This window comes from Martelella sp. NC20 (assembly GCF_013459645.1).
Lineage (GTDB): Bacteria > Pseudomonadota > Alphaproteobacteria > Rhizobiales > Rhizobiaceae > Martelella.
Genome location: NZ_CP054863.1, coordinates 139,009 through 165,800, shown reverse-complemented (window position 1 = coordinate 165,800; position 26,792 = coordinate 139,009). Strand labels below are relative to the sequence as shown.

The window sequence follows — 26,792 nt, the reverse complement described above, 5'->3', positions numbered from 1 at the left end:
GCTTGCTCCGACCCGGCATGAGCGCCGGGCATACACGCTTCTTGGAGGACCATCGGCCAAAACCAATGGCCTCAGATGACAACCTGCAACGATACCAACAAACCCGTTGCAACAGCGGCGGGTTTTGTCGTTTTATCCGTCTTTCCAGAGGCTTGTCGCTTCGTCCACGCCAGGATCTGTACCAGTTCGCCCAAGAAAGCGGTTCCCCTTTTCGAAATTGCTCCCTCTCTCAAGGGGCAAGTGCGGCCAGCCCCATCAGGCGATGGCGCCCTCGAATTTCTCTGTTGCATTGCCAGCGGATGCCGAAGCCTGCTCGCGCGCATAGCGGGCCGGCGACACACCCACGCTTCGCCCGAAGGCTACGCTGAAGGCGCTGGCCGAGCTGTAGCCGACCTGCCGGGCAATCGCGCTCACGCTCAGTTCCCGCTTGCGCAAGAGATCCTTCGCCAGTGTCAGCCGCCATGCCGTCAGGTATTCCATTGGCGCCATTCCAACCGCGTTCTGGAATCGGTCGTGGAAGCCCGATCTGGACACCGCCGCCTCACGCGCCAGTTCTGCCACCGTCCAGCCGCGCCCGGGCTCCGCATGCATGGCCCGAATTGCCACTGCCAGTCGCTCGTCGGACAGGCCTCGTAGCAACCCCGGATTATAGCCGAACTCTGCAGAAGAACGCATCGCCTCGATCAGCAGCACTTCCAGCAAGTGCCGCAACACCACTTCACGTCCCGGTTTTCTGCCTGCGGCCTCGTCGCCGAGTAGTTGCATCAGCATGGCGAGGTGATACTCCCCCCGAACAACCACCAGTTCGGGTAGCAGCGACGATAGCAAAGCCGCATCGTCGGATTGGAAAATGCAGTAGCCAACCAGCGCCCGCATATCCATGGGACCGTCAATGCGGCCGACGCGATATCCACCGCCCGGCAGAATGATCGGGTCTGTCACCATGTCATTGTCGCTGCTTGATACCGTGCTCCGCATCATGAAGTCCTGAGCGGAGGGAATAAGGATGAAGTCGCCTTCATTGACGGCGACCTCGCCGCTCTTGCTATCCCAGTAGCGAAAGCTCCCACTGAGGACCGCTACGTAATAGGGATTGGGCGACTGCGTCCGCCGCACTTGCCATGGACCCGAGCCGGTGACGCATTTGGAGAACGGTGCGCCCGGCTGCAGCAAGCTGACGATCTGCGTTAGGGGATCTGTCATTCTGGACTTCAACAAAACTTTCTTGGACGTTTAAATATAGAACGTCTAGACGCCCATGACCATCTCCTGTTTGACCATTCAACAATAGGATCAGACCATGACACAGAACTCCCGCATCGCCCTCGTCACCGGCGCCAATCAAGGCATCGGGCTCCAGATCGTAACCGACCTCGCAGCCCAGGGCCTCACTGTGCTGCTTGCCTCGCGCAACCCCGAGCGCGGCGTAGCCGCGGCGCAAGGCCTTTCGGGAGATGTTCATCCCATCCAGCTTGACGTGACCGACCAGGCTTCGATCGATGCCGCCGTCGTACAAGTCGAGCGGCAGTTCGGCCGTCTTGACATCCTCATCAACAATGCCGCGATTTCTCGAGCCAACGGCCCCGAAAGCGAAAACATGGAGCAGTACATTCAGCGTTCGCGGGCGACGCTCATTTCGGTGGACGAGGTCCGCACCATTTGGGAGACCAACGTGTTCGGCGTTCTGGCCGTTACCCAGGCCTTCGTGCCGCTGCTGCGCAAGTCTGAAGCCGCGCGAATCGTCAACGTCTCGAGTGCTCTCGGCTCGCTTACCATCAACTCCACGCCCAATCCCTACCGGGCGACATTCAACCCTGGTTATGGCGCATCCAAGACCGCGCTCAATGCCATCACACTGGCATTTGCAATCGATCTCGAAGACGAAGGCATCAGGGTCAATGCGGTGACGCCCGGCTTCACCAGCACTGCGCTCAACAACTACGAAGGCACCGAGACCGTCGAGCAAGGGGCAGCCGAAGCCGTGCGTCTCGCCCTCAGCAGCGAAGATCCAACCGGCACCTTCACGGGGTCGGTCAACGAAGCCTATCCTTGGTAGCTTGAACCCAAGCCCGACGGCCTAGGTCGGCGGGCGGACACCGGCGGGTCTGTCCTTCGATCTGATCATCGTCATCGCGGGCCGTTTGAAGAGGTGATCCAAACGGTCAATCAATGTCCTAGGCCGTAAACCCATAAACGGGTTCACTTCTCCGGAATGATTTGATTCAATGGTCTCAGGAAAGGAGACCATTGATGCGCCGACGTTTTGACCTGACGGATTTCGAGTGGGCGGTGATCGAGCCGCTTCTGCCCAACAACAGCCGCGGCGTGCCGCGGGTTGATGATCGCCGTGTGATCAACGGCATTCTCTGGCGCTTTCGCACCGGCAGCCCATGGGCCGATGTTCCGGAACGCTATGGTCCTCACACCACCTGTTACAATCGTTTTGTCCGCTGGCGGCGGGCTGGTGTCTGGGATCGCCTTCTCAAGGCGATTTCTTCCGCCTTCGACGGCGATATCCAGATGATCGACTCGTCGTGTGTCCGCGTGCATCAGCATGGCGCCACCGGTAAAAAGGGGGCGCCAATCGAAGCATGGGACGTTCCAGAGGCGGCCTGACAACGAAGATCCACGCTCTCGTCGATGCCGATGGGCTGCCGATTGATCTTCGCCTCTCGGAAGGGCAGCATGCTGACTGTCGCTACGCCGAAGACCTGCTCACCAGACTTCATGCAGGAACGACGCTTTTGGCCGATCGTGGCTATGACACCGACGCCATCCGCGCCACGGCAAACCAGGCGAAGGCATTTGCCAACATCCCAGCGAAACGAAACCGGAAAAAGACCTTCGCCTTCAGCTCGTTCCTTTATCGCTATCGAAACCTCGTCGAAAGGTTCTTCAACCGCATCAAAGAAGCGCGCGGAATTGCAACGCGTTACGACAAACGCGCCGACAACTATCTTGCCGCAATCAAGCTCTTCTCAGTGCGACTATGGCTAAAGCGTTATGAGTCTACGCCGTAGATCTTCTGGCATGTGTTATTCGGCCCGGCAGCAGGCCCCCACACGCTTTAAATATTTCAAATACTTATCGTGCCAATCGGCGTCGAACCCCTGTGCCGATTTACAGTCAAAGCCTTTGTCGGGAGCTTGCGCGCCCGCAAGGTCACACCGCATATCGCCATCAACGGCAGTATTTCCAGGACCGGCAAGCTCCGTAAAACCGCCATCGACAAGCGCACGACGCACCATCCCGGCTACGGCATAAGCCTGCGCTGCCGCAAGCGCATCGAAGAGGTGTTCGGCTGGATCAAGGCGCAGGCCGGTTTCGCCAAAGTAAAGGTCCGGGGAAGGCCGAAAGTCGCCGCCGTCTTCGGATTCGCCATCGCGGCCTATAACCTTGTCAGACTGCCGAAGCTTCTTGCACAAGCCGTCGCATAGGCCGCCGCCCAGCCACCAAAGAGCAAGGGCCAACACAGGCGACCGAAGTCAGCACCCGCATCAAACGCAATACCCAGCCGAATGCGCCACCAAAACAACCAACCCAGCCGTTTTGCAGCAACCTGCTAGGACGAATGCCGCCTGGGCTCCGCTCGTCCTCTCTCGCCGGCGCTTTTGCCGTCATTGGCCTCGAAGAGCTCTCGGGTTCGCACCGCCAACGAAATGCGGTCTGGACGGTCATCAATGCCATTCCGTACCATGAGCCTGCGAACGCTGTTGTGATAGATGCTTCCCGCGACCGTGTCCAATCTTGTCAAATTCGTATGAAACACGCAGACTTGCTAAAATGCCGGAAACGCGGCGAGCGATCCCGCGAAAAGAAGGGAGTTGCGCATGCCTGTCGATCCTATTGAAGAGACAATTTCATGGCAGTCGGACAACCCTCACCTCAGCGGAAATTTCGCGCCGGTCGGCCGGGAGATCGACGCAAGCGCGCTTGAGGTGATCGAGGGGCGGATACCTGAAGAGCTTTCCGGCGCTTATATACGCAACGGGCCCAATCCCCGCTACGAGCCGGTGTCATACAACTATCCGCTCGAGGGCGATGGCATGCTGCATGCGGTCCGGTTTTCGGGCGGGCGGGCAAGCTATCACAACCGTTATGTGCGCACCCGCAGCTTCGAGATCGAGGACAAGGCAGGGCGTGGCGTTTACGGCGGGATCATGACACCGCGCCCGATCGAACCTGGTCTGTTGGGTCCGCATGACGATCCGGATAACCCTTTCAAGGCCTCCGCCTTCATAGGCGTGATGCAGCATGGCGATCACCTGCTGGCGCTTGGCGAAGTCGAACCGGCGTGGGAGATCGGGCCGGGCCTGGAAACGCTCGGCCCATGGACTGCCGGCACGGACGAGCCGATCGCACTTGGCGCCCATAACCGGGTCCATCCGGTCACGGGCGATATGTTCGCGCTCAGTTACGATCTGATCTCCCCGACGGTGAGGATTCACCATATCGGACCGGATGGCATTCTTCGCCGTAGTTTTGATATTGCACTGGCTGCGCCCAGCATGATCCACGATTTTGTGCTGACCGAACGTCATATCGTGCTTTTGATCGGACCCGCTGTGTTCGATATGGAGGCGATGATGCAGGGCAAGTCCTTCCTGCAATGGCGTGAGCAGCTTGGGACGCGCATTGCGGTGATGCCGCTCGACGGCGGCAGCGTGAAATGGTTCGAGGCCGAACCCTTCTTCGTGTTTCACTTCGCCAATGGTTTCGAGCGCGGCAGCGACATCGTGATCGACTATGTACAGCATGAGAAGCTTTATGTCGGCTATGGAAAGCGCAATACCATGCCGCCGACGCTGCGGCGGCTCGTGCTCGATGCCGCCTCCGGCCGCGTTCGCGGTCAGGCATGGTTCGACAAGGTTGCGGAGTTTCCCCGTATCGACGATCGCCGCACGGCCCTTGCGTCGCGCTATGTCTATGCGTCGACGCTGACGGAAGCGCTGACCGGCGGCAATGGCGCTTCCGGCACATTCAACTGTCTTCTGAGGATCGATACCGAAACCGGCGATGTGACCAGGCATGATTTCGGCAATCGAATTGCGGGCGAAGCGGTTTTCATTCCCAGGGGCGAAAGCGAGATATCGGGCTGGCTCGCCACCTATCTCTATGATCCGGAAACCGAAAGCAGCGAATTCGCCCTGCTCGACGCCGAAGACATCGAGGATGGGCCGGTCCTGCGCCTGCGTCTGCCGCAGCGCGTGCCACAAGGGCTCCACGGCGCCTGGATTCCGGCCTGAGGCTAAAGGGTTGGACCCCGCTTTCTGTGAGCGGGATGAGAACCGGCCAAGCCGGAAGCACGAGGCCGGGCATTAAGTCCTTGCATGATGCCCGATGCGCCGCGGCGCGTCGAACAGGCGTTCGCCGCGCCCGCTTCATGTGAACCGGTAATATGAGTTCAAGGTTCGTGGGTGCGTTGTCATCTCCTTGCAGAGGCATGCCCGATACACATACCAGAACTGTCGTAGCGTCTTGTTGCCACCAAGCCAAATAGCCTTTAATTGGTATTTTTAATGCCAATTAAAGGTTATGGCGGATCATGCGTCTGACGAGTTTCACGGATTACGGGCTTCGGGCCCTCATGCGGATGGCGAGCGACCCCGAGCGGGTGTTCTCGACGGCTGAGATCGCCGAGGAGTTCAAGGTCTCCCGCAATCACCTCAACAAGATCATGCAGCGGCTTGCCCATCACGGCATTGTCGATACCCGCAGAGGGGCGGGCGGCGGGGCGATCCTTGCGCGCCCTGCTGCTGAAATAGGACTTGGCGAGATCATTCGGCTTCTTGAGGAGGGGCAGTCCCTCGTCGAATGCTTTTCGCCGATCGGCGATTGCAGCGTCACGCCGGTCTGTAGCCTCAAACATACACTTGCTGCTGCTGAAGCAGCCTTTCTGGCCGAGTGTGATCGCAAGACACTCGCCGACATTGCCTTGCCGGCAAAACAGCCGGCAATTGCCTGACTAAAGGAGGCACCCCATGTTTTTCCACAACCAACCAACAAGCCGAATACTTGCCGGGCTTCTCGGCATGGGGGCTGCCCTGGTCCCGATCTCGGCCTCGGCCCACGTGAAATGGTTCGCGCCCTATATCGTCGACGCGGCGCCAGCACCGCTCACGCGCACGCTGAGCGATCCGTATTTCTGGACCGGCATCGTCCTGGTCCTGGTCTTCTTCATCGCCGCACGGCTGATCGAGCGCAGCGCAACCGGTACCGCCACGCTGGATGCGATGGACCGGGTGACCGATCCGCTGTGGCGGCATCTTGACGCCTTTATGCGCATCGTCGTTGCCGGGTTTTTCGTGGCGATTTTCGCCGTTGGCGGCATTTACCTGACGCCCGATCTGCAGACGCCCGCCGAATGGGTCAGCTGGCTGCAGCTGCTGATTGCCGCCGGCATCGTGTCGCGCAAGACCATGCCGCTTTCGGCAGCGGGCATCATCTTCCTGTGGGTTCTGGCGCTGCGCGATTACGAGTTTTTCCATCTGCTCGACTATCTGGCGCTCGGCGTTGCTGTCGCGGGCTATCTGGTGCTTGAAAGCTCCAGCCGCCCGGACTGGCGCAAGCATCGCTTCGAACTGCTGCGCTGGGGCGTGGCCATCGCGCTGATGTGGTCGAGCCTCGAAAAATTCGCCTATCCGGAATGGTTCTATCCGCTGGTGATCGAAAAGCCGTTCCTGACCTTCGGCATCCCGCGCGACATGTTCATTCCGATGGCGGGTGTCGCCGAGTTCACCATGGGCTTCGGCCTGCTGGCGACGCCGCTCATCCGCAGGCTTTCGGCAATCGCGCTTTTCGTGATCTTCAACGCCGCGGTCTATCCATTCGGCCGGATCGACCTCATCGGTCACGCGCTGATCATGGCCATTATCATCGCTATTGCCGTCGACCATACCCGGGAGCTTCATTTCTGGGGCTGGATCCGGCGTTCGCTTATCGGGGTTCCGCTTGGCCTTGCCTCGGCGCTGGTGATTTTCGCAACCGCCTATTGGGGCCTTCATGCCGCCTTCTTCGGCCCGGATGCGCAGACCATGGCGGAGTTGCGCACCGAACAGACCGAGATGGCGACCCACACCTTTTCGCTTGAGTATCCGCACGGGCCGATCGCTTCCCCGGATATGAGCGGGGCCGATGGCGAACAGGGGGCAGAAGCCCCGGATGCCGGCACGCTGACGGTCACCGAAGCCTATGAACGGTCGATGATGGGCATGCATGAAGAGATGATGGAAGGTCTGCGCCACGACGATCCCGACGTTGCCTTCGTGCTCGGCATGATACCGCATCACCAGGGCGCAATCGACATGGCCCGCATCCAGCTTGCCGCCGGGTCTGACAGGGCCAATATGGCGCTGGCGCAGCATATCATTGCCGAGCAGCAGAAGGAGATCGAGGCCATGCGCGCTTGGCTGCGTCAGCGTGGCATCGAGACCGAGTAATGGGCGAGGAGGCGGGCTTGCCCCGCTTTCTCCAACTGCAAGGCGTCAAGACAATTGTGCAGGGCGCCTTGCCTCATGAGATGAGGACCATTCCGGTGAACCGAACACGACGTCCTCAGACGCCGGGTTTTCTGTATTTGGTGTTATTGCTGAAGCTGTCCATTTGCAAAGATGGGCCAGCTAGCGACTGACAGGAAGCTAGTGGTTTCGCCATGCCAGCGGCTGCCGACTTGGACCCGTTCTTGCTGGAACCGGCTTAGCGAATGCGCGTTGATTTTCTTACACGCAACTGAAGGGAGCGAGCACAATGAACAGCCCTATTCGCACGCTGGTCAGGGAATATGGATGGATCCACCTTTCCCTCGGCCTTCTCGGCAATATCGGCTTCTTCGTCGGAAGCATCTTCTTCCTGCCTTCTTTGGAGCAATACAAAACGCTGGGCGTCTGGCTCTTTATCGTCGGCTCCTTTTTCATGCTGATTGGCGCTTTGGGGCGCCTGCTCGTGGATGTGACCGACAAAACGTGACGGCCGACCACTGGGTTTCCTCCGGCGCGTCGCGCCTCCATCGCCGCCGGCCTGAAAAAAACGGACTTTGGCGATCAAAGCCTCAAGGATTTCGGAGCCGCGCTCGAGGGCGGCAGCAAGCGCGAGCAGGTCCATCCGGTCGAAACCCTCCAGCGGCTCGGCATCGGTGAGGGCGGGCTTGCCCTGCGTCAGCGTGCCGGTCTTGTCGACGACCAGCACATCGACCTTGGAAAAGCGTTCCAGCGCTTCCGCGTCGCGGATCAGCACGCCCGCATTCGCGCCGCGCCCGGTTGCGACCATGATCGACATCGGCGTTGCCAGCCCCAGCGCGCAGGGGCAGGCGATAGTCAGCACCGAAACCGCCGCGACGAAGGCATAGGAAAGGGCAGGCGAGGGGCCGAATGCCAGCCATGCCAGAAAGGCGATCACCGCGACGGCCACGACGGCGGGCACGAAATAGACCGCCACCCGGTCCGCCATCGCCTGGATCGGGGCGCGGGAACGCTGGGCCTTGGAGACCATGTCGACGATCCGGGAAAGCGTCGTCTCCGCGCCGACGCTTTCGGCGCGCATCAGGAAGCTGCCGTTCTTGTTGAGCGTGCCGCCGGTCACCGGCTCGCCCTCGCTCTTTTCAACCGGGACCGGCTCGCCGGTAATCATGCTTTCATCGACGGAGGAATGCCCTTCGGTGACAACGCCATCGACAGGCACGCTCTCGCCGGGGCGTACGCGCAGCACATCGCCCGCCTGCAGCGTCTCGACGGGCACGTCCTCCTCGCCGCTGTCGGTGACCTTGCGCGCGGTCTTGGGCGCGAGATCCAACAGCGCCCGGATCGCATCGCCGGTGCGTTCGCGCGCGGCAAGCTCCATCACCTGGCCGATCAGCACCAGCACCAGAATGACGGCGGCGGCTTCAAAATAGACCGGCGCCATGCCCATGGAGTCGCGCATTGTCGCGGGAAACAACCCGGGCGCGACAAGCGAGACGACGGAGAAAACATAGGCGGCGCCGGTTCCGAGCGCGATCAGGGTCCACATATTGGGACTTCTGTTGACGATCGACGACCAGCCGCGCCGGAAGAATGGCCAGCAGATCACCATAACGGGCGTCGCCAGCGCAAATTGAAGCCAGCCGAACAGCGTGTGGCCGAGCCAGGCCTCGAAGGGCAGACCCAGATGGCTGCCCATTTCGAGAACGAAGACGGCGAGCGCCAGCGGCGCGGCAATCATCAATCTGCGCTTGAAATCGACATAATCAGGATTGGGTCCGGCCTCGGCGGAAGGCGTCATGGGCTCCAGCGCCATACCGCATTTCGGGCAACTGCCTGGGTGATCCTGCACGATCTCGGGATGCATTGGGCAGGTATAGTGCGTGCCCTCCGGCTGCGCTTCGGTCTCGACGTGCCCGGCGGCAAAGCGCTCCGGATCCGCCTCGAACTTAGCCTGGCAGCCGCCGGAGCAGAAGTAATAGCTTTCGCCGCCGTGCTTCGCCATGTGGCGGGCGCTGGCAGGGCCGACGGACATGCCGCAAACCGGATCCTCTGCAGTCAGATAGGCAGTCGGGTCGTCCTGAAACCGGTCCCGGCATTTTTCCGAGCAGAAGTGAAACAGCCTGTGATCATGCTCGGCGGTCGGCTTGCCGGCGTCCGGTTCGACCGTCATCCCGCAGACAGGATCGCGCGTTACGGTCTCACTCGCAGCATGTCCGTCGTTGCCGGATCCGGAGCATTGGTTCGTGTGCGAATGCCGCATTGTGTGGCCTCCTGATGATGTCGGTCTTCCACAACATGATTCTTCCAGCAACTGGAAGGTCAAGGCCGGTGATGCAGGGCCCGCGCTTGCGGATCACGCGGCATCAGCGTCGCGCTCTTCTCCGCCAGATGCAAAACACAGGCCCCGCTCTCGAACATACGGAGATCACTGTCTGACATGAAGGGAACCTGTCCGAATGGCTGGCGGGCAAGATGGTCTGGACCGCCTTCCCCGAATGGCACGGTTCGGACGGAATAGGAAAGGCCCGCCTCCTCACACGCCCATCTTGGCCGCATGTCGCGAACGAAGTCGGCAGGGCCATTGGTCATTGTCCCCCAGTCGAGAGTCCAGATCGTGATGTTCTCCCGCATTTCGAAGTCCTGGAATCAAAAATTTGGGCAACTGTCTCGCAATTGGAAAAACAAAACCGAGTTCATCACAACCGCATCGACAGTCTGCCCCGCTCACTCGATGACCTGGATTTCAGGTCTATTGGTCTCCTTAGGGTGAATTGGGGCCACTCAAACTCGCCGCGATCACATAGAGAGCAAGGCATCTCATCAGATTTCTTCTCCCATCGATTCAAACGCATGATAGTCAATTTTCCGCGTGTTACCCGTACTTGGACAACGTCTTTGTCAAGCGACCGTGGCGCACCCTGCGCCATCCAGCAGCGTTCCCAAAATGCTCACTTTAAGAACATATGCAAACCATCTTGATTAACGTCGCCACGAACCTCGTTGAAGAGCCGAGCGGCAGCTGAACGTTTCTAGCGATGTCGCGACGGTAGCCATTCGCTGCAAAGCAGAAAGCTGGCAGAATGGGCTCCCAACAGTCGTTCGCTGCGGATGACACGAAGGTCCACTGTGGGCCGCGAGTGCCGTCGCACACAATGTAGGTCAATGTCCGCTTTACTCTCTGGCCATTCGGAAGCCTGACAGTCGGCACCCGGCCCCTATTCAATCATTCGTTTCGACCGCGGCGAATGAATGGCTGTTCGCCCCCACAAAAAAGCCGAGGATCCCTCCCCGGCTTCTTTACTCTGTGGCTGCCGCCCAATCACCCCTGCGGGTCTTCGTCGGTATCCGGCTGGTCGTCGGCCGTGGGCGTTGTTTCGTCGGGGGCTGTGATGTCGTCGGCTGCGTCAGAGCCGACCCGATCCGATAGACGGACGGTTGCGAGCAGAGGCGACGAAACGTTCCGCTCAGACTTTGGACTGGAGGAGTTCGATCACGTTGCTCCAGGGGTCCACTAGGAAGGCGACCCGAACCTTCCAGTGGTCGTTGTCGACGGGCTCCAGCGTGACCGTCACGCCGCGATCTCGCAGCGTCTCGACGGCCGCATCGACGTCGTCGACCCACAGGCCGAGATGATGCCAGCCGTGCGAGCCGAAGCTCGCGTAAAGGTCGTCACTCTCGGGGCCGCCATCTGCGCCCGGACCGGACACGAGTTCGATCCGGAAGGTCGGATCGCCGGCCAGCGCCATCTCGGCGAAATTCATGCCGTTGAGGTCGAACGCCCTCGTCTCGTGCATGTCCAGCTTTTCCCGGTACCACTTCACCGCGGCATCGCGCTCGGCGCGCAGTCCGACATGGGCTCCCCGGAGCGTTTTTAGGGCGTTGGTCATGGTCTTTCCTTTAAGGTGTCGCGCTCGAATGAGCGCGTGGTGGCAGAAGCTACCATCGGCTGCGTCCGGCTGACCCGTTCAAGCGCTCCGTACGAGCATCCCTTCTGGATTATCCGGCGTACGATCCAGCCTCGCGAGTTCGGGTTGGTAGAGGGTGAGAACCATGGTCCCGCGCTCAGCTATTTTGGCAACATGTTGTCAACATATCGACACTTGACATCATGCTGTCAAGAGTGAGAGTTTGCTCCAACGTCCACCGAACCGGAATTTCTATGCCGATGTCGTCCGACCCGATAACCCAGCTCATCCTCGCGATATTCCGCGCCAATAGCCGTCTGGTCTTACGAGGGGACCAGTTGACGGCGCCGCTTGGGCTGACGAGTGCGCGCTGGCAGGTGTTGGGAAGCGTGGCGGAGGCGGGCTCGGCGCGGTCGGTCTCGGAACTGGCACGGGATCTCGGCGTCTCGCGACAGGGCGTACAGCGGATCGCCGGCGAACTGGTCGCGGAGGGTATCCTCGCCTACCAACCCAACCCCCGCCACAAGCGCGCGCAACTCGTCGTCTTTACTGCGGAAGGGCGCCGCCTCTACGGTCGCGCACTGGCTGTGCAGGCCCCTTGGGCGCGATCGCTGGCCGAAAACTTGACGCCCGAGCAGATTACATCCGTCACGATTGCCCTAGGCGTCCTGACAAGTCGTTTGGAGGAAGAGTTGGAGGCTACGAGGACAACGGCCGCCGAATGACTTTGTCTTCTGTCTGAAGTGATGTCCGCTTCCGACATTGGTCAGCGAACTGCTCAGCGTCGTACAAGGGTCGTTTTTGGTCGGGGCCTACGTTAGAAGGGAACCTCTGAGCTAGGAGATCTCCATGCCAGCGCGTCGCCATGTCGATATCGCACCTCAGTCGGGTTGTAGCATTCGCCTATCTACGGGCGAGACCGTCCAGGTCATCGATCTGGAAGGTCAACAGGTGGCGGACCTGTGGGCGTTCGCCGTGGACGGTGGGATCGTTGACTGGCTCAGTGTCTCACAGACCCGCGACATCACCGTGCGTCTGTTCCCAACGGTGGGCGAGAGCTTCTACAGCGAACAGGCCGTGGTGCTTTTGAGCCTTCTGTATCTCGGCAGCACGATCTTTCCTCCCGTGTCGCAAACACCAGAAAACCGCGACATGTTTTGCTATCATGTAACGTCCGGTTTGTGACGCCCCGATTAAGCCGATGAGCGGCAGAAACGGGGTCGGGAGCGGTCATGTTGTTCTGTTGCGCTTATGCCAGCTATTTGATCTTTAACCTCTAGGACCGGACAGTCAGGACTCGGCCCCCTTGCAGCCATTGATTTACAATGCGACCGATGTGCGAGCCTGCTGTAATCTGTCTGAAATTGAGCTTGCGTTAAGAAATCTCCGCAACAAGCGCATGACGTGTGACCCGGCTTTCCTCCATTTCTCCAGAGAGTCTTGGGTTCGCAAGCTGGCCTCAAGTGGCCTGTTTCTCCGGTGCCATTTTCATTGCGAACTCGTTGGGCGTGATATTGCCCAGCGACGAGTGCGGTCTGTTTGCGTCGTAAAGCGGCCAGCGCAGTCCCGCCGCGGCCGCTCGCTTCAGATTATCCTGAACGGTGCTGCGCGCCACGCCGAGCGTCAGTGCAATCTCACGGGTGCTGGTCCCGTCTCCGGCAAGCCGGAGTATTTGTCGTAATTGTCTCATGGTCAGCCTTCTCTTTGCCGGCATCACGCTTCCTTTGTTCAAAAGGACAGTCATGCCAAAGTTGCTGACCCAGGGGGTGTCTCATGCCTTCAAGGTGGCCGGTTATTAATCGGAATCGTGGCCGGCTTCATTCCGGAATGGCGGCCGGCTTCAAATCGGAATACCCGGCCGGTTAACTTCGGAATCCGCACCTCAACCTTCTGCGCATCGTGGCATCGCAGCGTTTAACCCTGCAGTCTCGAAAGTGGCGTTGGCTAGGGTCGTTTCCACTGGTTGGCGCCGATTTCATCAGGTCATGTGCAGAATCCGCCGGCCAACCTCATAACTGGGCTTACGCCGAGAATATTGAGCGAATCCGATAGATTAAAAATAGAGGGACGTGCCGACGGTTCACATCCCATCGCATCAGTAGATCTGTTGTCGTTGGCCGAATGCGTGGCCTCTCAGCACCTATTATCACGGCAACCGAGTTCAGACTAAAACTCCGTCTCGCAGTGGGTAGTTTTACCGGCGGAACCGTGGTGTCCAACTTTCTTCCAAGGCTTCGATCTCTTCCGCATCCTCAATTTCATCAGGTGCAATAAAAAGCAGCGTAAGCTGGTATCCCTCCCGTTGAAGCAGCGTCTGCTCCAGCACGTTTGGGTGTAAATCGGCATGGGGGTTAGACGCCGATCGGCACGATAAGTCTTTGAAAGATTTAAAGCGTGTGGGGCCCGGGTGCCGCGCCGAATGACACTCGCCTCACGCCAGAAGAGGCCCGGGTCGAAATTGAGGTGACAGCGATCATTCAGGAATAGAGATCACTCGCTCCCGCAAAAGGGAGATACAGGTTCGGTACTGCATCAAGACTGTATTTCTAGTGCTTGAATGTCACAGCCGATGGCTGCGCGACATCGGGCAGGTGCCGCTTTTGATTGTAGGGCGGGCCTGTGCGTCTCTGGTGTTGCGACGGTTCGATCAAGGGTCTGTGTCAGGTTGGTCGAAACCGCCGTTCGAAACCGCAGGCGTCTTCTTGTTCCGTCAGGGCCGCCTGCAACTGCAGTAGGGAGATCTCATCTTTGCTCGGTTCAAACGTTGCCAGCCGGCCGTCCTGCATCAGCCCGGCGTGATCCGCGTGGCGGAACGCGAATTCCTCGTCGTGAGTAAACACAATCACTGCAACTCCATCGCGTTTGACGTCTTGTAGCACCTGCGCAACACGGACTTTGGATCTGGGATCAAGCGCCGACGTGGGTTCGTCAATGACCAGAAGACCAGGGTTGAGGGCAAGAGCGCGGGCGATCGACAGGCGCTGCGCTTCACCGCCGGAAAGGGTATTGGCGCGCCTGTTCAGAAAGGCCCGGTGCTCTGGAAAGCCCAAGTATCGCAGCAGTCGCGCGATCAGCGTGACATCGTATTCCCGGCGTTCAGCCCGAAGGTAGCACGCTTCTTCAAGGACCTGGCGTACTGTGAAATGTGGCGCAATGGACTGGTGCGCATGTTGCAGGACCAGGCCCCGCTGCGCCGTTCGGTCAGCGCCTTTGGGGTCAAGCCAGGCTATGCTGCCCGAAGTTGGCGTTTGAAAACCCGACAAGAGACGGGCCAACGTGCTTTTCCCGGCGCCGCTTTGACCAAGGACAGCTGTGATGCGACCGCATGGGATACCTATGTCGATGCCGTTCACCACGGGCCTGCCCGCGTAGGTTCGGTGCAGGTTTGATGCCCAAAGCCCGCCTGTGCGTTGGATCTCAGTCCGTGTGGCAAGGGGCCGACACGGGCGCGGTTGGCACGTCCGCCCGACAGCGGGCACAATCGGGGTTTTTGTGATCCTTCCCTGATCCAGGGTCACTATCCGGTCGGCCAATGCAGTTGCGACGTGCAGATCATGTGTGACGACAAGGGTGGCCGTCTCGGGGCGGGTCTCTTGGATGGCTTCAAGGATTTCGGCACGCGACGCTGTATCAAGGGCCGAGGTCGGTTCGTCCAGCAACAGGACTCGCGGTCGGCGTACAAGAGCGATACCAAGCAGAGCGCGCTGAATCTGGCCACCGCTCAGTTCGGCCGATCGACAGTCAAGCAGACGTGGGGCCAGCCCGACGCACGTGGCAATCGGTTCAATTTCTCTTGCATCGAAACCAGCCAGCCATGCGGCTTCACCCAGATGCTGACGCAGGGTCAGATGGGGATTCAGGGATCCGCCCAGCCTTTGCGGGACAACCGATACGACTGTGCGCCGGAGCTGTTGCAGGCTACGGGGCAGCGCCGACATCATGTCCACCCCAGCAACGTGAATGCGCCCTGAGACAGGCCGCCGGCTACTGAGACCCTGCCGGGGTTTTTGTCCGACCGTGAGGATCCCCTGACCCACCAGCAGGTTCACGAGGGTGCTTTTCCCTGCACCCGACGGCCCAATCAATGCGACTGTTTCGCCTTGCCTGACGTACAGATCGAGACCGTCGAAGATGGTCTGGTGGCCAAAGGACAGGCCAAGCCCGCGTATGTCAATCATCCGCAATCTCCGGTTGCAGGTCGGATAGCAGACCGGTTTCCGGGGGTCCACCCATCGTGAACAGGCCAAAGAAAAAGATCGACATCATCCCGAGCGGCGGCAATAACAGCCAGAACGCGGCCACCCCGTGCAGATAATCAAGACCGTCATTCATCATTCGGCCCCAGGTCAGAAGCCGGGGATCGGTCAGGCCCAGAAACCCCAGCCCCGCGGCTCTCATCCCGGCCTGAAGACAATTCTGCGCATAAAGAGCCTTCAGTGGGCCGCGCAGGCCGGGAACGATGTGATACCGCAGGCACCAGACCTGGCTTGCGCCCATCTGCCGCGCCATTCGGGTGCTGTCTCGATTGTTCTCGCGTTCCATCAACGCACGAAGCACGCGCACGTCGTCGTGCCAGGTGGTGAAGATCAGAACGATGACGATGCCAAGGAAATCGGGCTGATACCAGCTGGCGATCAGAAGAAGGATCAGAACCGAGGGCACGATCTGAAGCAGATCAATCAGACCAAGCAAGCCTTGACCGCTGCGGCGCCCGGCCAGTGCTATCAGACCTGCGGCGCAGACAGCCAGTCCCGTGGCGCCGCCCCCTGCTGCAAGCGAAATGGCAATTGACATGGGCGCAGCCCGGACAAGACCGGCCAGAACGGACTGGCCCAGGTCGTTCGTGCCCAGCAGGTACCCGATACCCGGAGGCATCAGGCTGTGTTCCGAGGTTGCATAGTCGGGCGGAACGATCGCAACCGTAATCAACGCGATCGCGGCAAGGGTGACGATCACGGTTTTCCGGGGGGCTTTGATCAGGGCGCTGTCTGTCATCGTCATTGCACGGTCCGGGCCAGCGCGAAGGACGCGACATCCAGCACCCAGTTCAACAGAAGAACGATCACCGCGATGACGGCAACGGTGCCTTCCAGCAATACATAGTCTCGGTCCAAGATCGCCTGATAGGCAACAAGGCCGATGCCGGGATAAGAGAATGTCACCTCAACGAACAGCACCGCTGAAAACAGGGTTGAAATCGAATGCCCGAGCCTTGCGACGATCGCCGCCATCAGATTTCGCAGATAGTAATCCCGGCGTTCCCGCAGCCCTGAAACGCCGCGTATCAGCGCCGATTGAACGAAAGGTTGCCGGGTCAGAAGCTGCATGTCAGCGCGCAGAACAAAGAAATACCGCGTCACCTCGTGCAGGGCCAATGCGATGACCGGCAGGATTGCGTGACGGGCGATGTCGAGACCGCGTTGAATGGCGTCATCGGGTGGAATCAACGACCCTGCTCCCGAGGCCGGTAATATGGGAAACGCCACCGCGAAGAACAGCACAAGTACTGATGCTGCCGCAAATGGGGGCAGAGCCGCAAGGACGGTCATCACAACCGTCAGAAACCGATCCGGTCGGCTGCCCGGTTTTCGTCCGCCTTCGATCGCAAGGCCGACACCGGTGACCAGAAACAGCGGAATCGCACCAAGTATCAACAGGGCAGTCCAGGGAAACGACGCCGCGATAACCTCGGTGACGGGGCGACCGTAAAGGCGCGAGACACCAAGATCACCGCCAAGTATCGACGTAATGTCGCCCCACACAGACGCGGGTAAGCTGGTGTACAGGCCGAATTGCCTTTCAAGCGTCCGGATTTCCGCCTGCTTCAGCGAAAATGACGCAGGGCTTTCCAGCAGGAGTGACATTGCATCCCCCGGCAAAAGCCGGGGAAGAAGTGACATGAGCACAAGCAGAGCCATGAAGACGAGAATGCGCTGCAGAAATCTCGCGATCAGGAGCTTTGCGAAGGTACCGTGAAACAGCCGCATGTCCGGGATCAGCGGGTGAAGGCGGGTTTGTGCAGCGACACCGGAATGCCCATTGCGATACCATCGGGAAAGAACCTGGGCGCGATGCGGTCACTATGCGGCGTAACCCAGGTGGGATTGACCAGCATCAGCGATGGCAACTGTTCGGAATACAGCCGTTGGAATTCGGCCAGAAGCGCAGCTCGGGCGATCGGGTCGGTTTCGGTGGCCTGCGCTCTGATGACCTCTTGCAGGCGATCATCCTGCGGATAGCCGTCACTGCGCCAGTCATCGCCGAAGATCTTGGAGGCCAGGTCGCCGGGATCGCCGATCGTGCTGGTTGTCAGCAAAGCCAGGTCAAAGTCATCTCCGGCGGCGGCGGCCTGCAGGGCGCCACGTTCCAGAACGCGCAGGTCCACGTCGAAACCGATGGTCTCCAAGTGCTCTGACAAGACGATTGCCACCCGTTCCTGGCGCCCATCGGTGATCAGCCGCAGGCGCAGGTCGTCCCCGGACGAACTGCGCAAGCCGTCTTTGGTTCGGGTCAGCCCGGCGGCCGCAAACAGCGCGACTGCGCGCTGCGGATCAATGTCATAGTCAAGTTGCGCGCCCGCGTCGAACCATGCAGTGCCCTGTTGGAAATATCCGACCTGCGCCTTTTCGGCTCCGCCGACATAGGCGACTCTGGCCAGCGCATTGCGGTCCAGACTATATGCCAGGGCCTGGCGTGCGGCCAGGTCGCCAAACAGCCCGGCGTGATTGAATACGATGCGAACCGGGTGATTGCTTGGCGCGGTTTCAAGCGCGATTCCCAGAGACCGGGCGCGTTCGGTCAAGTGCCAGGGCAGGTAGGTAAAGACATCCACCCACCCCTCGGCCATCGCATTCAGAGCCGCTTCGCCGGCCATCCTGACAAAAACAATCTCGTCAAATTTCGGAGCCTTTCCATAATATTTCGGGGCTGCCGTCAGGGTGTATCTGCCTTGGGCCCGATCCGAACTGGTCAGCATGAAGGGGCCGCTGCCCGTCAGAGCAGTGGCGTCGACGAAATCGCGTGGATTGGCAATGCCGGAATAGATGTGCTCTGGCAGGATGGGCAGAGACATCAGGACATCCGACAGAAATCCGGGATCCGGACGGGACAGGGTGATACGCACGGTATCGGCGGACGCGCTGACACTGGAAACGTCTGCCAGCGACACGAACGGATGGGGATGGCGCTGCACATAATCGAAGGTGAAGACAACGTCAGCCGTTGTCACGGTTTCGCCATCGTGCCAAAGAGCCTGGCTGTTCAAATTGACCTGATAGATAAGCCCGTCCGGTGAAACCGACCAATCTGTGGCCAGAGCCGACACCGGCGCGCCGGTATCGTCTTGCCCGATCAGCGTGTCGAAAAGAAAGGTCATCCAGACATATCCCGGGCCGCTCATTTGGTGGAGGTAAGGGGCTGGCTGGCCCCATTCAGCTCGATCGTCGGCGATCACGGCGCGGGTCGGTTCATCCGCCGCGACCAGGCCGCCGGGCAGCAACATGACGAAGACCCATCCCAACAGACGCACAAAGATCATGACACATTCTCCTTCGTGTCGGGTTCCGATGTACGAGGCACGGCCTTCGACCGCGCTATGGCTTCGCTAGACGCCTGCGCCCCGATTTGATGACGAAAGGCCGAAGTTGACCGTTATTCCAGATTGTTTTTGTCATCTTTTGTGGCCGGGAGGAAGCTGCACGGCTTGCACGTGAGCCATGCGTTTGGTGCAGGGGTTGCCCGAATGGGCCAGAGGATCACGCCGAGCAAAGGGCACAGACCTGGCCCCGAAGCCACTGATGCGCGGGGTCGGCATCCATGCGCGGGTGCCAAAGCATTGAAATCGTGACGCTAACTGGCTCGAACGGCAGTTCAAGTGCGACCAGACCCGCCCGCAGGTTGTTTGTGTGCTGTTCGGGTACTGTCGCCACCAGATCTGACTGCCGCGCCATCGAGAGTGCGGTGGCAAAGCCGCCAACCACCATGACAATGTTGCGCTGCAAGCCCAGCTCGTTCAGTCTGTCGTCAATTGTCCCGGCGTGGCGGACGCCTTTCGGCAGATGCTTGTGGACTTCGACGTGATCGAATGCGGTAAATCGATCTGGCGTCAAGTTACCCTGACAAAGTGGATGCCCTTCGCGCACGGTAGCGATGAACCGATCATTAAACAGTGATCGGGTGCGCAGGTCGGGCGGGGTGTTGCCACCAATAACGCCAGTCTCTAGATCGATCCCGCCATCTTGAAGGCATCGCGCCCCGGTCTCGGTCTTCTGTACGAAGTGAAGCACGACTTTCGGGGCCGTTTGTCGGATCTTCGCATTCAGCTGTGGTCCGAAATTCTCTACAAATCCATCGGCAGTGCTTAGAACAAAAATCCGTTCGAGGGTGTGAACGTCACCGACTTCTTGCGGATTCAGCAATGCCGTCGCATCCTGCACAAGCGGAGCGATCCGGGTCATGATGTCTTCGGCCCTGGGGGTTGGAACGAAGCCCCGGCCCAAGCGCACAAGCAAGGGATCACCCGTTGTCTCCCTAAGGCGACTGAGGGTGCGGCTCATTGCCGACGGGCTTAGCTCAAGCCGTCGGGCAGATTCAGCAACGCTCTGCGTTTCAAGGAGAACCTGTAGCGCGACCAGCAGGCTCAGATCGGGGCTTTTCATAGCGTCTCACATAACTGCGTCTTGCCGTTGAGGGAAGGCGTCTGGTGCATGTAAATCATGATCTTCGTGCGTCTTCCGCACTTTTCTATCTGCCAATAGGCTAGGCAGGCGCCGCAACACCGCTGGCTGCCTGTCAATGAAGCTGAATGATTGGATGAAAAACATGCGTCAACCGACCCTGACCGAAGCCGAGTGGAATCTCCGGTACGACCGCAAAGATTTGATTTGGAAGTCGGAACCAAGTGCTGCCCTTGTCGAACATGCTGCGCATCTAGCGTCCGGGCGGGCGCTTGACATTGCAGCTGGCGAGGGCCGGAATGCGCTTTGGCTTGCGCAGCAAGGCTGGGCGGTGACGGCGGTGGATTTTTCTTCAGTGGCTCTGGAAAAGGCCCGAGGGTTTGCTGGGGACAGGGGGATGGCAGACCGTATGAGTTTCGAAACTGCGGATGTTACCACTTACATGCCAGAAACAGGCGGCTACGACCTTGTTATCATGATGTACCTACATCTTCCCTGGCACGACATGGAATCGGTTGTGACATCTGCAACGCAAGCTGTGAGAACGGGAGGGACGTTTATCCTGCTAGCTCATGATGAAACCAATCCTATGGAAGGTTTTGGCGGCCCGCAGAGACCTGATTTGCTATACGGTCCCGAGAAGATCGCGCAGGCAATCGACGACAGGCTGGATATCCTGAAAGCGAAGCGGCAAAAAAGACAGGTTGGGCAACGCGTGGCGATAGATTGCCTGGTGGTTGCCAGACGGTGAGAAAGACCCAATTGACTGCGGAAGCAGAAATGTAGAAAGAAATCTTCACGCGAACAGTTCAGTAACACTAAACTGAAGTCGGTCCTCCGCAAGATTTCTCCGTTCTGCAGTCCCCAAGGACGCCTCTACATTTCAAAGAACCTGTCGAACAACTGTAAGAAAGGACTTTCCCTTCGGTGATTATTGATCTCCACCCATCACTTCTGGGTGGAAATCAACACCTCTCGCCATGCTTGACCCACCCGCTCAAGGTCCGGGGAATACAGCCAATCTTGGGTACAATGGCCGCGATCGCCTGCGTTTCGTATGAGCCTTGATGCTCAAGCACCATTCTGACCGCGCGGGCGCGGACCTCTGGAGAGCAGCGATTTTCCATTTTGCTTTTTGTTATAACCGTCAGCCTAACTTAAGTTGACGTTGACCTAATGGGATGCTCCTTCTTCCATCATCCGCCCGCGACGATAGCCGCGTTCGAGGTGGGAAGAAGGAGCATCCCATTAGGTCAACGGTCTTCGACAGACCCGGGGCGATTCAAGTTGCTCATTTCGCGCATTCCTGATCGCCTCGGCCATTGCGCCCGTCAGATTTTCCGGCGCATCGGCAGCAATCAGGATCGAACGTCGGAACGTGGGCAGGCCGGGAAAGCCGTCGGCATCCGACAGGATCACGGTACACTCGTCCACGCAGGAGATCGGAACAACACCGATGGCAAATCCTGCCCGGATCACGGCCCTGAGACTTGCGAAACTGCTGCTGCGGAAGGCAACCGAATACTCTCGCCCCACTGCCTCCAGTGATCGTGCCGGCAGATCCCGCCACCAGCAGTTTCGGTCCAGAATCGCCAGGGGCACGGGATTTGCCCCGATAATCCGTGCGTCTTTCCGAGCAGCCCAAACCGCGATTTCAAGGCCAAGCGTGACGCCGTGCCGGTTATTAAGGCCAGAGCAAACGGCAATATCCAATGCCCCGTCGGCGACTGCGAAAGGATACCGTGATGTACAGCCCGAGGTTGCCTGAACTTCGACACCTGGATGCGCCCGCGCAAAGCCTGTCAGCGCCCGTTCCAGCACGAATTCGTCAAAATCGTCCGGAATCCCGACACGAATGGAGCCGCTCAGCGGGTTGGTGAAAAGTGCACTCGCCTGCCTGATGTCGGCCAGGATCGAACTGGCCTTCGGCAGCAGTTTTTCTCCGGCAGCGGTCAGCGCCATCCCTTTGGACGTTCGAGTGAACAAGGTGACCCCAAGCCCGGTCTCAAGCTTGCGCAGCTGCACGCTGATGGCCGACTGCGTGCGGTTGAGCCGGCCGGCGGCCACTGTCAGGTTTCCGCACTTGGCGATTGTCAGAAATGTCCTCAGCAGATCGCTGTCTATGGGTAGGCGTTCGAAATCATTCATGGGGTTAATCGTATCTCTTCATTTTCAATCATGCAATCGGACCCATAAGCTGATGCCAGATTGGCGAAAGGAGCGGGGAATGGACCCAATACAGATCGTGTTAATGCTTGGCGCCGGGCTTTTTGGCGGGGCCTGGAACGCGGTTGCAGGCGGTGCGACGCTGTTCACATTTCCGGCGCTGATGGCGGCCGGACTGCCGCCGGTTGTGGCAAACGCGACCAACTACCTTGCACTGCTGCCATCGAATGCGGCCGCGCTGCCGGCCTACCGGGACGAATTGCGCAGTGTCGGCGCCGGGCTCGTGCCCCTGCTGGTCGTCTCCGGCCTAGGTGCAATCACTGGCTCGCTGCTACTTCTGGTCTCCGACCCGGACTTCTTCGTGACCCTGATCCCGTTCCTGATCATGCTCGCGACGGCTCTTTTCGCCTTTGGCGAGACCTTGCGGAAGCGGCTGCTGTCGATCTCCGGCGATGCCCGGGGACGCGGTATGATCTATGCCGCGCTGTTCACAGTGTCGGTCTATGGCGGCTACTTCGGGGCCGGGCTTGGCATCATTCTTCTGGCCATCGCTCAGATCATGGGCTTCACCGACTTTCATGTCGCCAACAGCATCAAGAACCTGCTTGCAACCAGCTTCACGATCCTGAGCATTCTTGTCTTCGGGATCGGCGGTCTGGTCGCATGGCCGGAAGCGTTAACAATGATGCTGGGCAGTACAGTCGGCGGATACTTTGGCGGCCGTTTTGCAAAAAGGGTGAACCAGAAGGTTCTGCGCGGCTGCGTCATAGGCTTCGGTGTTTTGCTGTCGGTGGTCTATTTCGCAAGAACTTTTGGTTGAACGAAGGAGGGGCCTAATTTATCGACCGCCCGGTACAGATACGTCCACTTGCCGCGCAACTTGATGTAGGTTTCGTCAACGCGCCAGCTATCCGACATCGGCCGCCGCCACTGCCAACGCATCCACCGCTCCATTTCGGGGGCGTAGCATTGTACCCAGCGGTAAATGGTCGAATGATCGACACGCACACCGCGCTCCGCCATCATGGTTTCCAGATCACGATAGCTGAGGCCATACCGGCAGTACCAGCGAACAGCCCAAAGCACGACTTCACCAGAAAAATGCCTCCCTTTGAAATCGTTCATAGCTTGATCCTAGCACTGAAAACCAACCCAAACATGCCAACCCACATATGAATATGCAACAGAGCCGGATCGGCTTTGTATAACTGCGGAGTTTGTCGGTGATCACGACAAGCAGATCGTCATACGCGGCAACCAAGCGAGCGAAGAAACACTTTACGGCTTTGGCGTTGCGGCGGGGCTGAATGAGAACATCAAAAACGTCGCCGTTGGCATCGATGGCCCGCCACTGCCAGTGTTGTACGCCGTTGATCGTTCCATGGGCCTTCCCCATGTCTTCCTCCATCGTAAACGGACGGCATCCGCCGCCCTGCGATCAGCATACAGACTGATCCGGCAGGGCCGGACCGCTAAAAACGACATGCGGTCTCACGGACGATGACCTCATCCATATGCCACTTGTCGACCGGCTGGGTTCGATCGCGCCGGATGCAAGCCGCGAACTGGGGCCGAACCGGTTCACCCAGAGACGAATGGCCCCGCGGCTGACGACGACACCACGGAAAACATCGACTTCAGTACCTGGAACAGCATATCGCCGATCCTACCGGCATCAGCCGGAAGTCGTTCAGTCAGCTGGCCGGGCAACAACTTGACGTTCCCCCGCCGTGGCCAGAAAGCTCGTCACCATCGCAAACGCGCTATGCAAAAGCCGTCGGAAATGGGCCGCGCCGGCCACCTGACAGATACAGTTGCTAGACAAACCAGATGTTCACGTCTGAACCAGCCGACAGCCAAATGGAAGCGTATTGATCTAGTCTTCCTAGTGTTGTAACCAAAGTGTCAGGCACTGCCCTATTTCGCGATACATGTACCGGCCCACCGGCATCGACCGGCCCGATCACATCGCTGTAAATTCTGAAAGGGTATTGCCATGATCACAGAAAACTCCGCACGTATTCGACTGGGCCGCATTGCTCCCACTCTGGGAGTTAACGACATCGAGACCTCCTATCGCCTCTATAACGCGTTGTTTGGCTTTGAAAAAATCTTCGCGAATGGCGACCCGGTCGGGTTCATGATTCTCAAAAAAGACGATGCGGAACTGCATTTGACACTTCAGAAGGGTCACGTAGCTGCGCACTTTAATGTTGCCCACCTTCTCGTGTCCGATGCCGACGCCGCTTACAAGCTTTGTCAAAAACACGATCTAAGGATCATCAAACGAATTCAGGACAAGGATTACGGGCTCAGGGCATTCGTTTTCGCCGATCGCGATGGAAACCGGATTGATGTTGGTGAAGCCAATGGACGTCGTGACGCGGAAACATAGCAACTTCTGTCGTTGCCGCCCATTGTCCAAGGGCCTCTGACTTCTGGGCTTGGTCATCGAGTACGGTCTGCTGTCAGGCCTGTAATTGCTGCATTTCACAGAAGCCACTGGCCGGGATGGTGATCAGCGAAGCGGGTCCACATCTGTGTGTAGAGCTCGAGTGCTTGCAATTGCTATCTGGTTTTTCCCGATCCGGATCGTTTCGATCTTTTGCCTGCCCATGGGGTCGTCGGCTTGTCACACCTCCTTCCCCGGTGCCGCGCTTGCAGTCGGCTGCGCTTTAGGACGCAGCTGCAGTCGATACCTAGAGCACTTTCTATGAACGCAGAGTCGATTTTGGGATTGAACGAAGCCGCTAACGCGGCATTTGGTGTGGCAGTTGGGAGAAGGTGCCCTGTCTGCGAGGATTGCGGTTGTTGAAGGGTAGGTCGAGCTGGCGCAGCAGCGTGACCGAAACGGCGGCCGTTCCAGACACCCGTCGGTATCGCTGATCAACCGCAATCGTGTTGAGCAGAGACACGGCAAGGGTGAGGCAATCGGGATCCTCGGAAGTGAGAACGATTGTGTGATTCTCGGTGACGAAACCGCCCCAGCGGGCCACGACGTCGGGATCGACCATCGCCGCGATGAGCCGTCGCGGCTGCTTGTCGTTCGTGGTGCGCTGCATGACAGCCGCTGATGAGCGGATCACAGCTGGGCTGTCTTCGGCGAACGTTACGAAATCGATCTTCGTGCCCTTCTTGCCGGACGGACGGCAGAATTCTCCCGACCGCACGTTCTTAGCCCAGATCAACGGATAACCCTGCCGGAGACCTAGCTTTGGCACGAGCCGGGTGCGCTCGCGGTTCCAGACAAAATATCCTGCCCTTGCAGTAACGCCGTAGTCTGCAAGAGTCGCACCGCCAACCGTCTCAGGATCGATTGCCGGAAGAGGCCAGGCGTTCCCCGGTTTTGGCGGCAATACCTGCTCGACGATCGGCGCCGGGGGGCGCGCCACGCCGATGATCGGAAAGCGCACCTTGGCATCCGAACGATGCGGCTTTCCCTTGCGGACGACCAGCACACTAATGTCCTGGGCAACGTCCAGGAAAACCCCATCCCGACCGGCGATTGAACCGATCGTGAGGACTTCGCCGCGCGACCGGATAAAGCTTCGCATGCGATCGTATAGTGGACCGGCCCGGAAGCTCGAGGGAATGACGAGCGCAACGACACCGCCAGGCTTCGCATGCCGAATGCAAAGTTCGGCGAAGAGGGCATACTTGTTGATGTGTCCGCTGTGGGCTACATGCCGCCAGGCTCTTCCGCGCACGTCCTCGATCGACATTCGCCCATAAGGCGGATTGGCGATCACGAGGCCGTAAGCTGCCGGGATCTCCGCCTTGAGCGCATCTCCAACGACGATGATGTCACGGGGTAGGGGCGCCCCGAGCCGATTCGCTATCAGCCTGCGAGACAGCGTAGCTAGGCCCGCGTCGATCTCAATGCCGTTCAGACGATAGGCGACGTCCTTGGCGACGAGACCCGCAGATGCCATTCGGCCTGCTATCGTAGAAAGGAAAGCGGCCCCGCCGGCGGCTGGGTCAAGTACGTCGTCGTTTGACAGATTGAAACCGGCTTCAATGGCGAGGTCTACAACGGCATCTGCAACTGCCGGCGGCGTGAAGTACGTTGCCTGCGACCGTCGCACCTTGCTCGGCAGCATGAGGGTGTAGAGGCTTCCTATCCAGTAGTGTCGCTCCTCGACCGGCAACGCGTGCAGCGCGCGACGGAGGCCCTCGATCCGACTGTCCGCCCCGAGCTCATCGAGCAAGTCGAGGCACGCGTCGGCCCGGGCCAGTGGCAAGGTGGCGGAAATGGCCAGTTCTTTCGCGGTGACGCGAGCACGCGCGAGCAACGTTGTCTTGCTCTCCCTTGTCTCCACGTTGCCCCATTCTACTCGCCGGATGAAGCCAGCCAACCCGCTCAGAATTCTCTTGTTTTGCACCATAAGACTATGTCCGCTAACGAACGTCTAGACCGGAAGTGCTCTTTCGTTGTCTCTGGTACTCCTCAGTCTTATGAAAGATATATCTGTAGGCCATGCAATCAAAGCCAGTTGTGAAAACGATAAAAAGAAGAAAAAGACTCTCTTGTTGCCGAGCCAATTCCTCTTGAATTTATGTCGCACAGGCCGTCCACGTTGAAAAGACGG

General features: G+C 59.2%; 21 protein-coding genes and 6 pseudogenes. 11 read left to right on the top strand and 16 right to left on the bottom strand.

Features of this window, described 5'->3' with window-relative positions; translation table 11 throughout:
- Nucleotides 1–255: 255 nt before the first annotated feature.
- Nucleotides 256–1,203 (bottom strand): AraC family transcriptional regulator, encoded by a 948-nt coding sequence (locus tag HQ843_RS28710; RefSeq protein WP_180902534.1) that lies wholly within the window; start codon nucleotides 1,201–1,203, stop codon nucleotides 256–258.
- A 97-nt stretch (nucleotides 1,204–1,300) separates the two neighbouring features.
- Between HQ843_RS28710 and HQ843_RS28705 the strand changes: the two genes are divergently transcribed.
- The 6 genes and pseudogenes from HQ843_RS28705 (at nucleotide 1,301) to copM (ending at nucleotide 7,439) form a co-directional block, all read left to right on the top strand.
- Nucleotides 1,301–2,056, top strand: coding sequence for an SDR family NAD(P)-dependent oxidoreductase (locus HQ843_RS28705; protein WP_180903566.1), 756 nt, complete (start codon nucleotides 1,301–1,303; stop codon nucleotides 2,054–2,056).
- Nucleotides 2,057–2,247: 191 nt separating this feature from the next.
- A protein-coding gene (locus HQ843_RS28700; RefSeq protein WP_246710490.1) for an IS5 family transposase occupies nucleotides 2,248–3,020 on the top strand; the annotation gives its coding sequence in 2 pieces (ribosomal slippage) (nucleotides 2,248–2,574 and nucleotides 2,577–3,020; 771 coding nt in all).
- 99 nt (nucleotides 3,021–3,119) lie between these two features.
- Nucleotides 3,120–3,437: pseudogene (locus HQ843_RS28695) on the top strand (transposase); the annotation flags it as partial.
- A 393-nt stretch (nucleotides 3,438–3,830) separates the two neighbouring features.
- Nucleotides 3,831–5,246 (top strand): carotenoid oxygenase family protein, encoded by a 1,416-nt coding sequence (locus HQ843_RS28690; protein ID WP_180902535.1) that lies wholly within the window; start codon nucleotides 3,831–3,833, stop codon nucleotides 5,244–5,246.
- 299 nt (nucleotides 5,247–5,545) lie between these two features.
- The gene (locus HQ843_RS28685) at nucleotides 5,546–5,965 is read left to right on the top strand and encodes an RrF2 family transcriptional regulator (protein ID WP_180902536.1); all 420 of its coding nucleotides are present in this window, start codon (nucleotides 5,546–5,548) and stop codon (nucleotides 5,963–5,965) included.
- A 16-nt stretch (nucleotides 5,966–5,981) separates the two neighbouring features.
- The gene (gene copM / locus HQ843_RS28680) at nucleotides 5,982–7,439 is read left to right on the top strand and encodes a CopM family metallochaperone (protein WP_180902537.1); all 1,458 of its coding nucleotides are present in this window, start codon (nucleotides 5,982–5,984) and stop codon (nucleotides 7,437–7,439) included.
- A gap of 256 nt (nucleotides 7,440–7,695) precedes the next feature.
- On the opposite strand, the gene HQ843_RS28670 is transcribed toward copM, so the two are convergent.
- The 3 genes and pseudogenes from HQ843_RS28670 to HQ843_RS28660 form a co-directional block, all read right to left on the bottom strand.
- On the bottom strand, nucleotides 7,696–9,717 hold the full coding sequence (locus HQ843_RS28670; RefSeq protein WP_457769311.1) for an HAD-IC family P-type ATPase: 2,022 nt from the start codon (nucleotides 9,715–9,717) through the stop codon (nucleotides 7,696–7,698).
- A 77-nt stretch (nucleotides 9,718–9,794) separates the two neighbouring features.
- Nucleotides 9,795–10,088, bottom strand: a pseudogene (locus HQ843_RS28665) (glutathione S-transferase N-terminal domain-containing protein); the annotation flags it as partial.
- A gap of 833 nt (nucleotides 10,089–10,921) precedes the next feature.
- On the bottom strand, nucleotides 10,922–11,344 hold the full coding sequence (locus HQ843_RS28660) for a VOC family protein (protein ID WP_180902539.1): 423 nt from the start codon (nucleotides 11,342–11,344) through the stop codon (nucleotides 10,922–10,924).
- A gap of 272 nt (nucleotides 11,345–11,616) precedes the next feature.
- Here HQ843_RS28660 and HQ843_RS28655 point away from each other — a divergent pair, with 272 nt between their 5' ends.
- Both HQ843_RS28655 and HQ843_RS28650 read left to right on the top strand, forming a co-directional pair.
- Complete coding sequence (locus HQ843_RS28655) at nucleotides 11,617–12,087, top strand: MarR family winged helix-turn-helix transcriptional regulator (protein ID WP_180902540.1); 471 nt, start codon at nucleotides 11,617–11,619, stop codon at nucleotides 12,085–12,087.
- Nucleotides 12,088–12,211: 124 nt separating this feature from the next.
- Nucleotides 12,212–12,547, top strand: coding sequence for a DUF1989 domain-containing protein (locus HQ843_RS28650; protein ID WP_180902541.1), 336 nt, complete (start codon nucleotides 12,212–12,214; stop codon nucleotides 12,545–12,547).
- 274 nt (nucleotides 12,548–12,821) lie between these two features.
- On the opposite strand, the gene HQ843_RS29835 is transcribed toward HQ843_RS28650, so the two are convergent.
- From HQ843_RS29835 to HQ843_RS28620, 6 genes are all read right to left on the bottom strand, one after another.
- On the bottom strand, nucleotides 12,822–13,106 hold the full coding sequence (locus HQ843_RS29835) for a helix-turn-helix domain-containing protein (protein WP_371822227.1): 285 nt from the start codon (nucleotides 13,104–13,106) through the stop codon (nucleotides 12,822–12,824).
- 916 nt (nucleotides 13,107–14,022) lie between these two features.
- Nucleotides 14,023–15,540, bottom strand: a complete 1,518-nt coding sequence (locus tag HQ843_RS28640; protein WP_180902542.1) for an ABC transporter ATP-binding protein — start codon at nucleotides 15,538–15,540, stop codon at nucleotides 14,023–14,025.
- The gene (locus HQ843_RS28635) at nucleotides 15,533–16,363 is read right to left on the bottom strand and encodes an ABC transporter permease (protein WP_180902344.1); all 831 of its coding nucleotides are present in this window, start codon (nucleotides 16,361–16,363) and stop codon (nucleotides 15,533–15,535) included. Before HQ843_RS28635 ends, HQ843_RS28640 begins: the two co-directional genes overlap by 8 nt.
- The gene (locus HQ843_RS28630; RefSeq protein WP_180902345.1) at nucleotides 16,360–17,349 is read right to left on the bottom strand and encodes an ABC transporter permease; all 990 of its coding nucleotides are present in this window, start codon (nucleotides 17,347–17,349) and stop codon (nucleotides 16,360–16,362) included. Before HQ843_RS28630 ends, HQ843_RS28635 begins: the two co-directional genes overlap by 4 nt.
- An 8-nt stretch (nucleotides 17,350–17,357) precedes the next feature.
- Nucleotides 17,358–18,899, bottom strand: coding sequence for an ABC transporter substrate-binding protein (locus tag HQ843_RS28625; RefSeq protein ID WP_180902346.1), 1,542 nt, complete (start codon nucleotides 18,897–18,899; stop codon nucleotides 17,358–17,360).
- A 217-nt stretch (nucleotides 18,900–19,116) separates the two neighbouring features.
- Entirely contained in the window at nucleotides 19,117–20,019 is a 903-nt protein-coding gene (locus HQ843_RS28620; protein ID WP_180902347.1) for a LysR family transcriptional regulator, read from the bottom strand.
- A gap of 136 nt (nucleotides 20,020–20,155) precedes the next feature.
- Here HQ843_RS28620 and HQ843_RS28615 point away from each other — a divergent pair, with 136 nt between their 5' ends.
- On the top strand, nucleotides 20,156–20,788 hold the full coding sequence (locus tag HQ843_RS28615) for a class I SAM-dependent methyltransferase (RefSeq protein ID WP_180902348.1): 633 nt from the start codon (nucleotides 20,156–20,158) through the stop codon (nucleotides 20,786–20,788).
- A 220-nt stretch (nucleotides 20,789–21,008) separates the two neighbouring features.
- On the opposite strand, the pseudogene HQ843_RS28610 reads toward HQ843_RS28615, so the two are convergent.
- Together HQ843_RS28610 and HQ843_RS28605 are read right to left on the bottom strand one after the other, a co-directional pair.
- Nucleotides 21,009–21,164, bottom strand: a pseudogene (locus tag HQ843_RS28610) (IS3 family transposase); the annotation flags it as partial.
- A 121-nt stretch (nucleotides 21,165–21,285) separates the two neighbouring features.
- Nucleotides 21,286–22,185, bottom strand: a complete 900-nt coding sequence (locus tag HQ843_RS28605) for a LysR family transcriptional regulator (RefSeq protein WP_180902349.1) — start codon at nucleotides 22,183–22,185, stop codon at nucleotides 21,286–21,288.
- Here HQ843_RS28605 and HQ843_RS28600 point away from each other — a divergent pair.
- Nucleotides 22,184–23,023 (top strand): sulfite exporter TauE/SafE family protein, encoded by an 840-nt coding sequence (locus HQ843_RS28600; RefSeq protein WP_180902350.1) that lies wholly within the window; start codon nucleotides 22,184–22,186, stop codon nucleotides 23,021–23,023. The genes HQ843_RS28605 and HQ843_RS28600 overlap by 2 nt on opposite strands.
- 11 nt (nucleotides 23,024–23,034) lie before the next feature.
- Here HQ843_RS28600 and HQ843_RS28595 read toward each other — a convergent pair.
- From HQ843_RS28595 to HQ843_RS29710, 3 pseudogenes are all read right to left on the bottom strand, one after another.
- A pseudogene (locus HQ843_RS28595) lies at nucleotides 23,035–23,328 on the bottom strand (IS6 family transposase); the annotation flags it as partial.
- Nucleotides 23,329–23,392: 64 nt separating this feature from the next.
- Nucleotides 23,393–23,572: pseudogene (locus tag HQ843_RS29715) on the bottom strand (DDE-type integrase/transposase/recombinase); the annotation flags it as partial.
- A 120-nt stretch (nucleotides 23,573–23,692) separates the two neighbouring features.
- Nucleotides 23,693–23,863 (bottom strand): annotated as a pseudogene (locus tag HQ843_RS29710) (IS6 family transposase); the annotation flags it as partial.
- Nucleotides 23,864–24,199: 336 nt separating this feature from the next.
- Here HQ843_RS29710 and HQ843_RS28585 point away from each other — a divergent pair.
- Nucleotides 24,200–24,598 carry a VOC family protein gene (locus tag HQ843_RS28585; protein WP_180902352.1) on the top strand — a complete coding sequence of 133 codons (399 nt, stop codon included), beginning with the start codon at nucleotides 24,200–24,202 and terminating at the stop codon, nucleotides 24,596–24,598.
- Between the two features lie 355 nt (nucleotides 24,599–24,953).
- Here the strand turns inward: HQ843_RS28585 and HQ843_RS28580 are convergent, their stop codons facing one another.
- Entirely contained in the window at nucleotides 24,954–26,588 is a 1,635-nt protein-coding gene (locus HQ843_RS28580) for an HsdM family class I SAM-dependent methyltransferase (RefSeq protein WP_246710489.1), read from the bottom strand.
- Nucleotides 26,589–26,792: the final 204 nt, after the last annotated feature.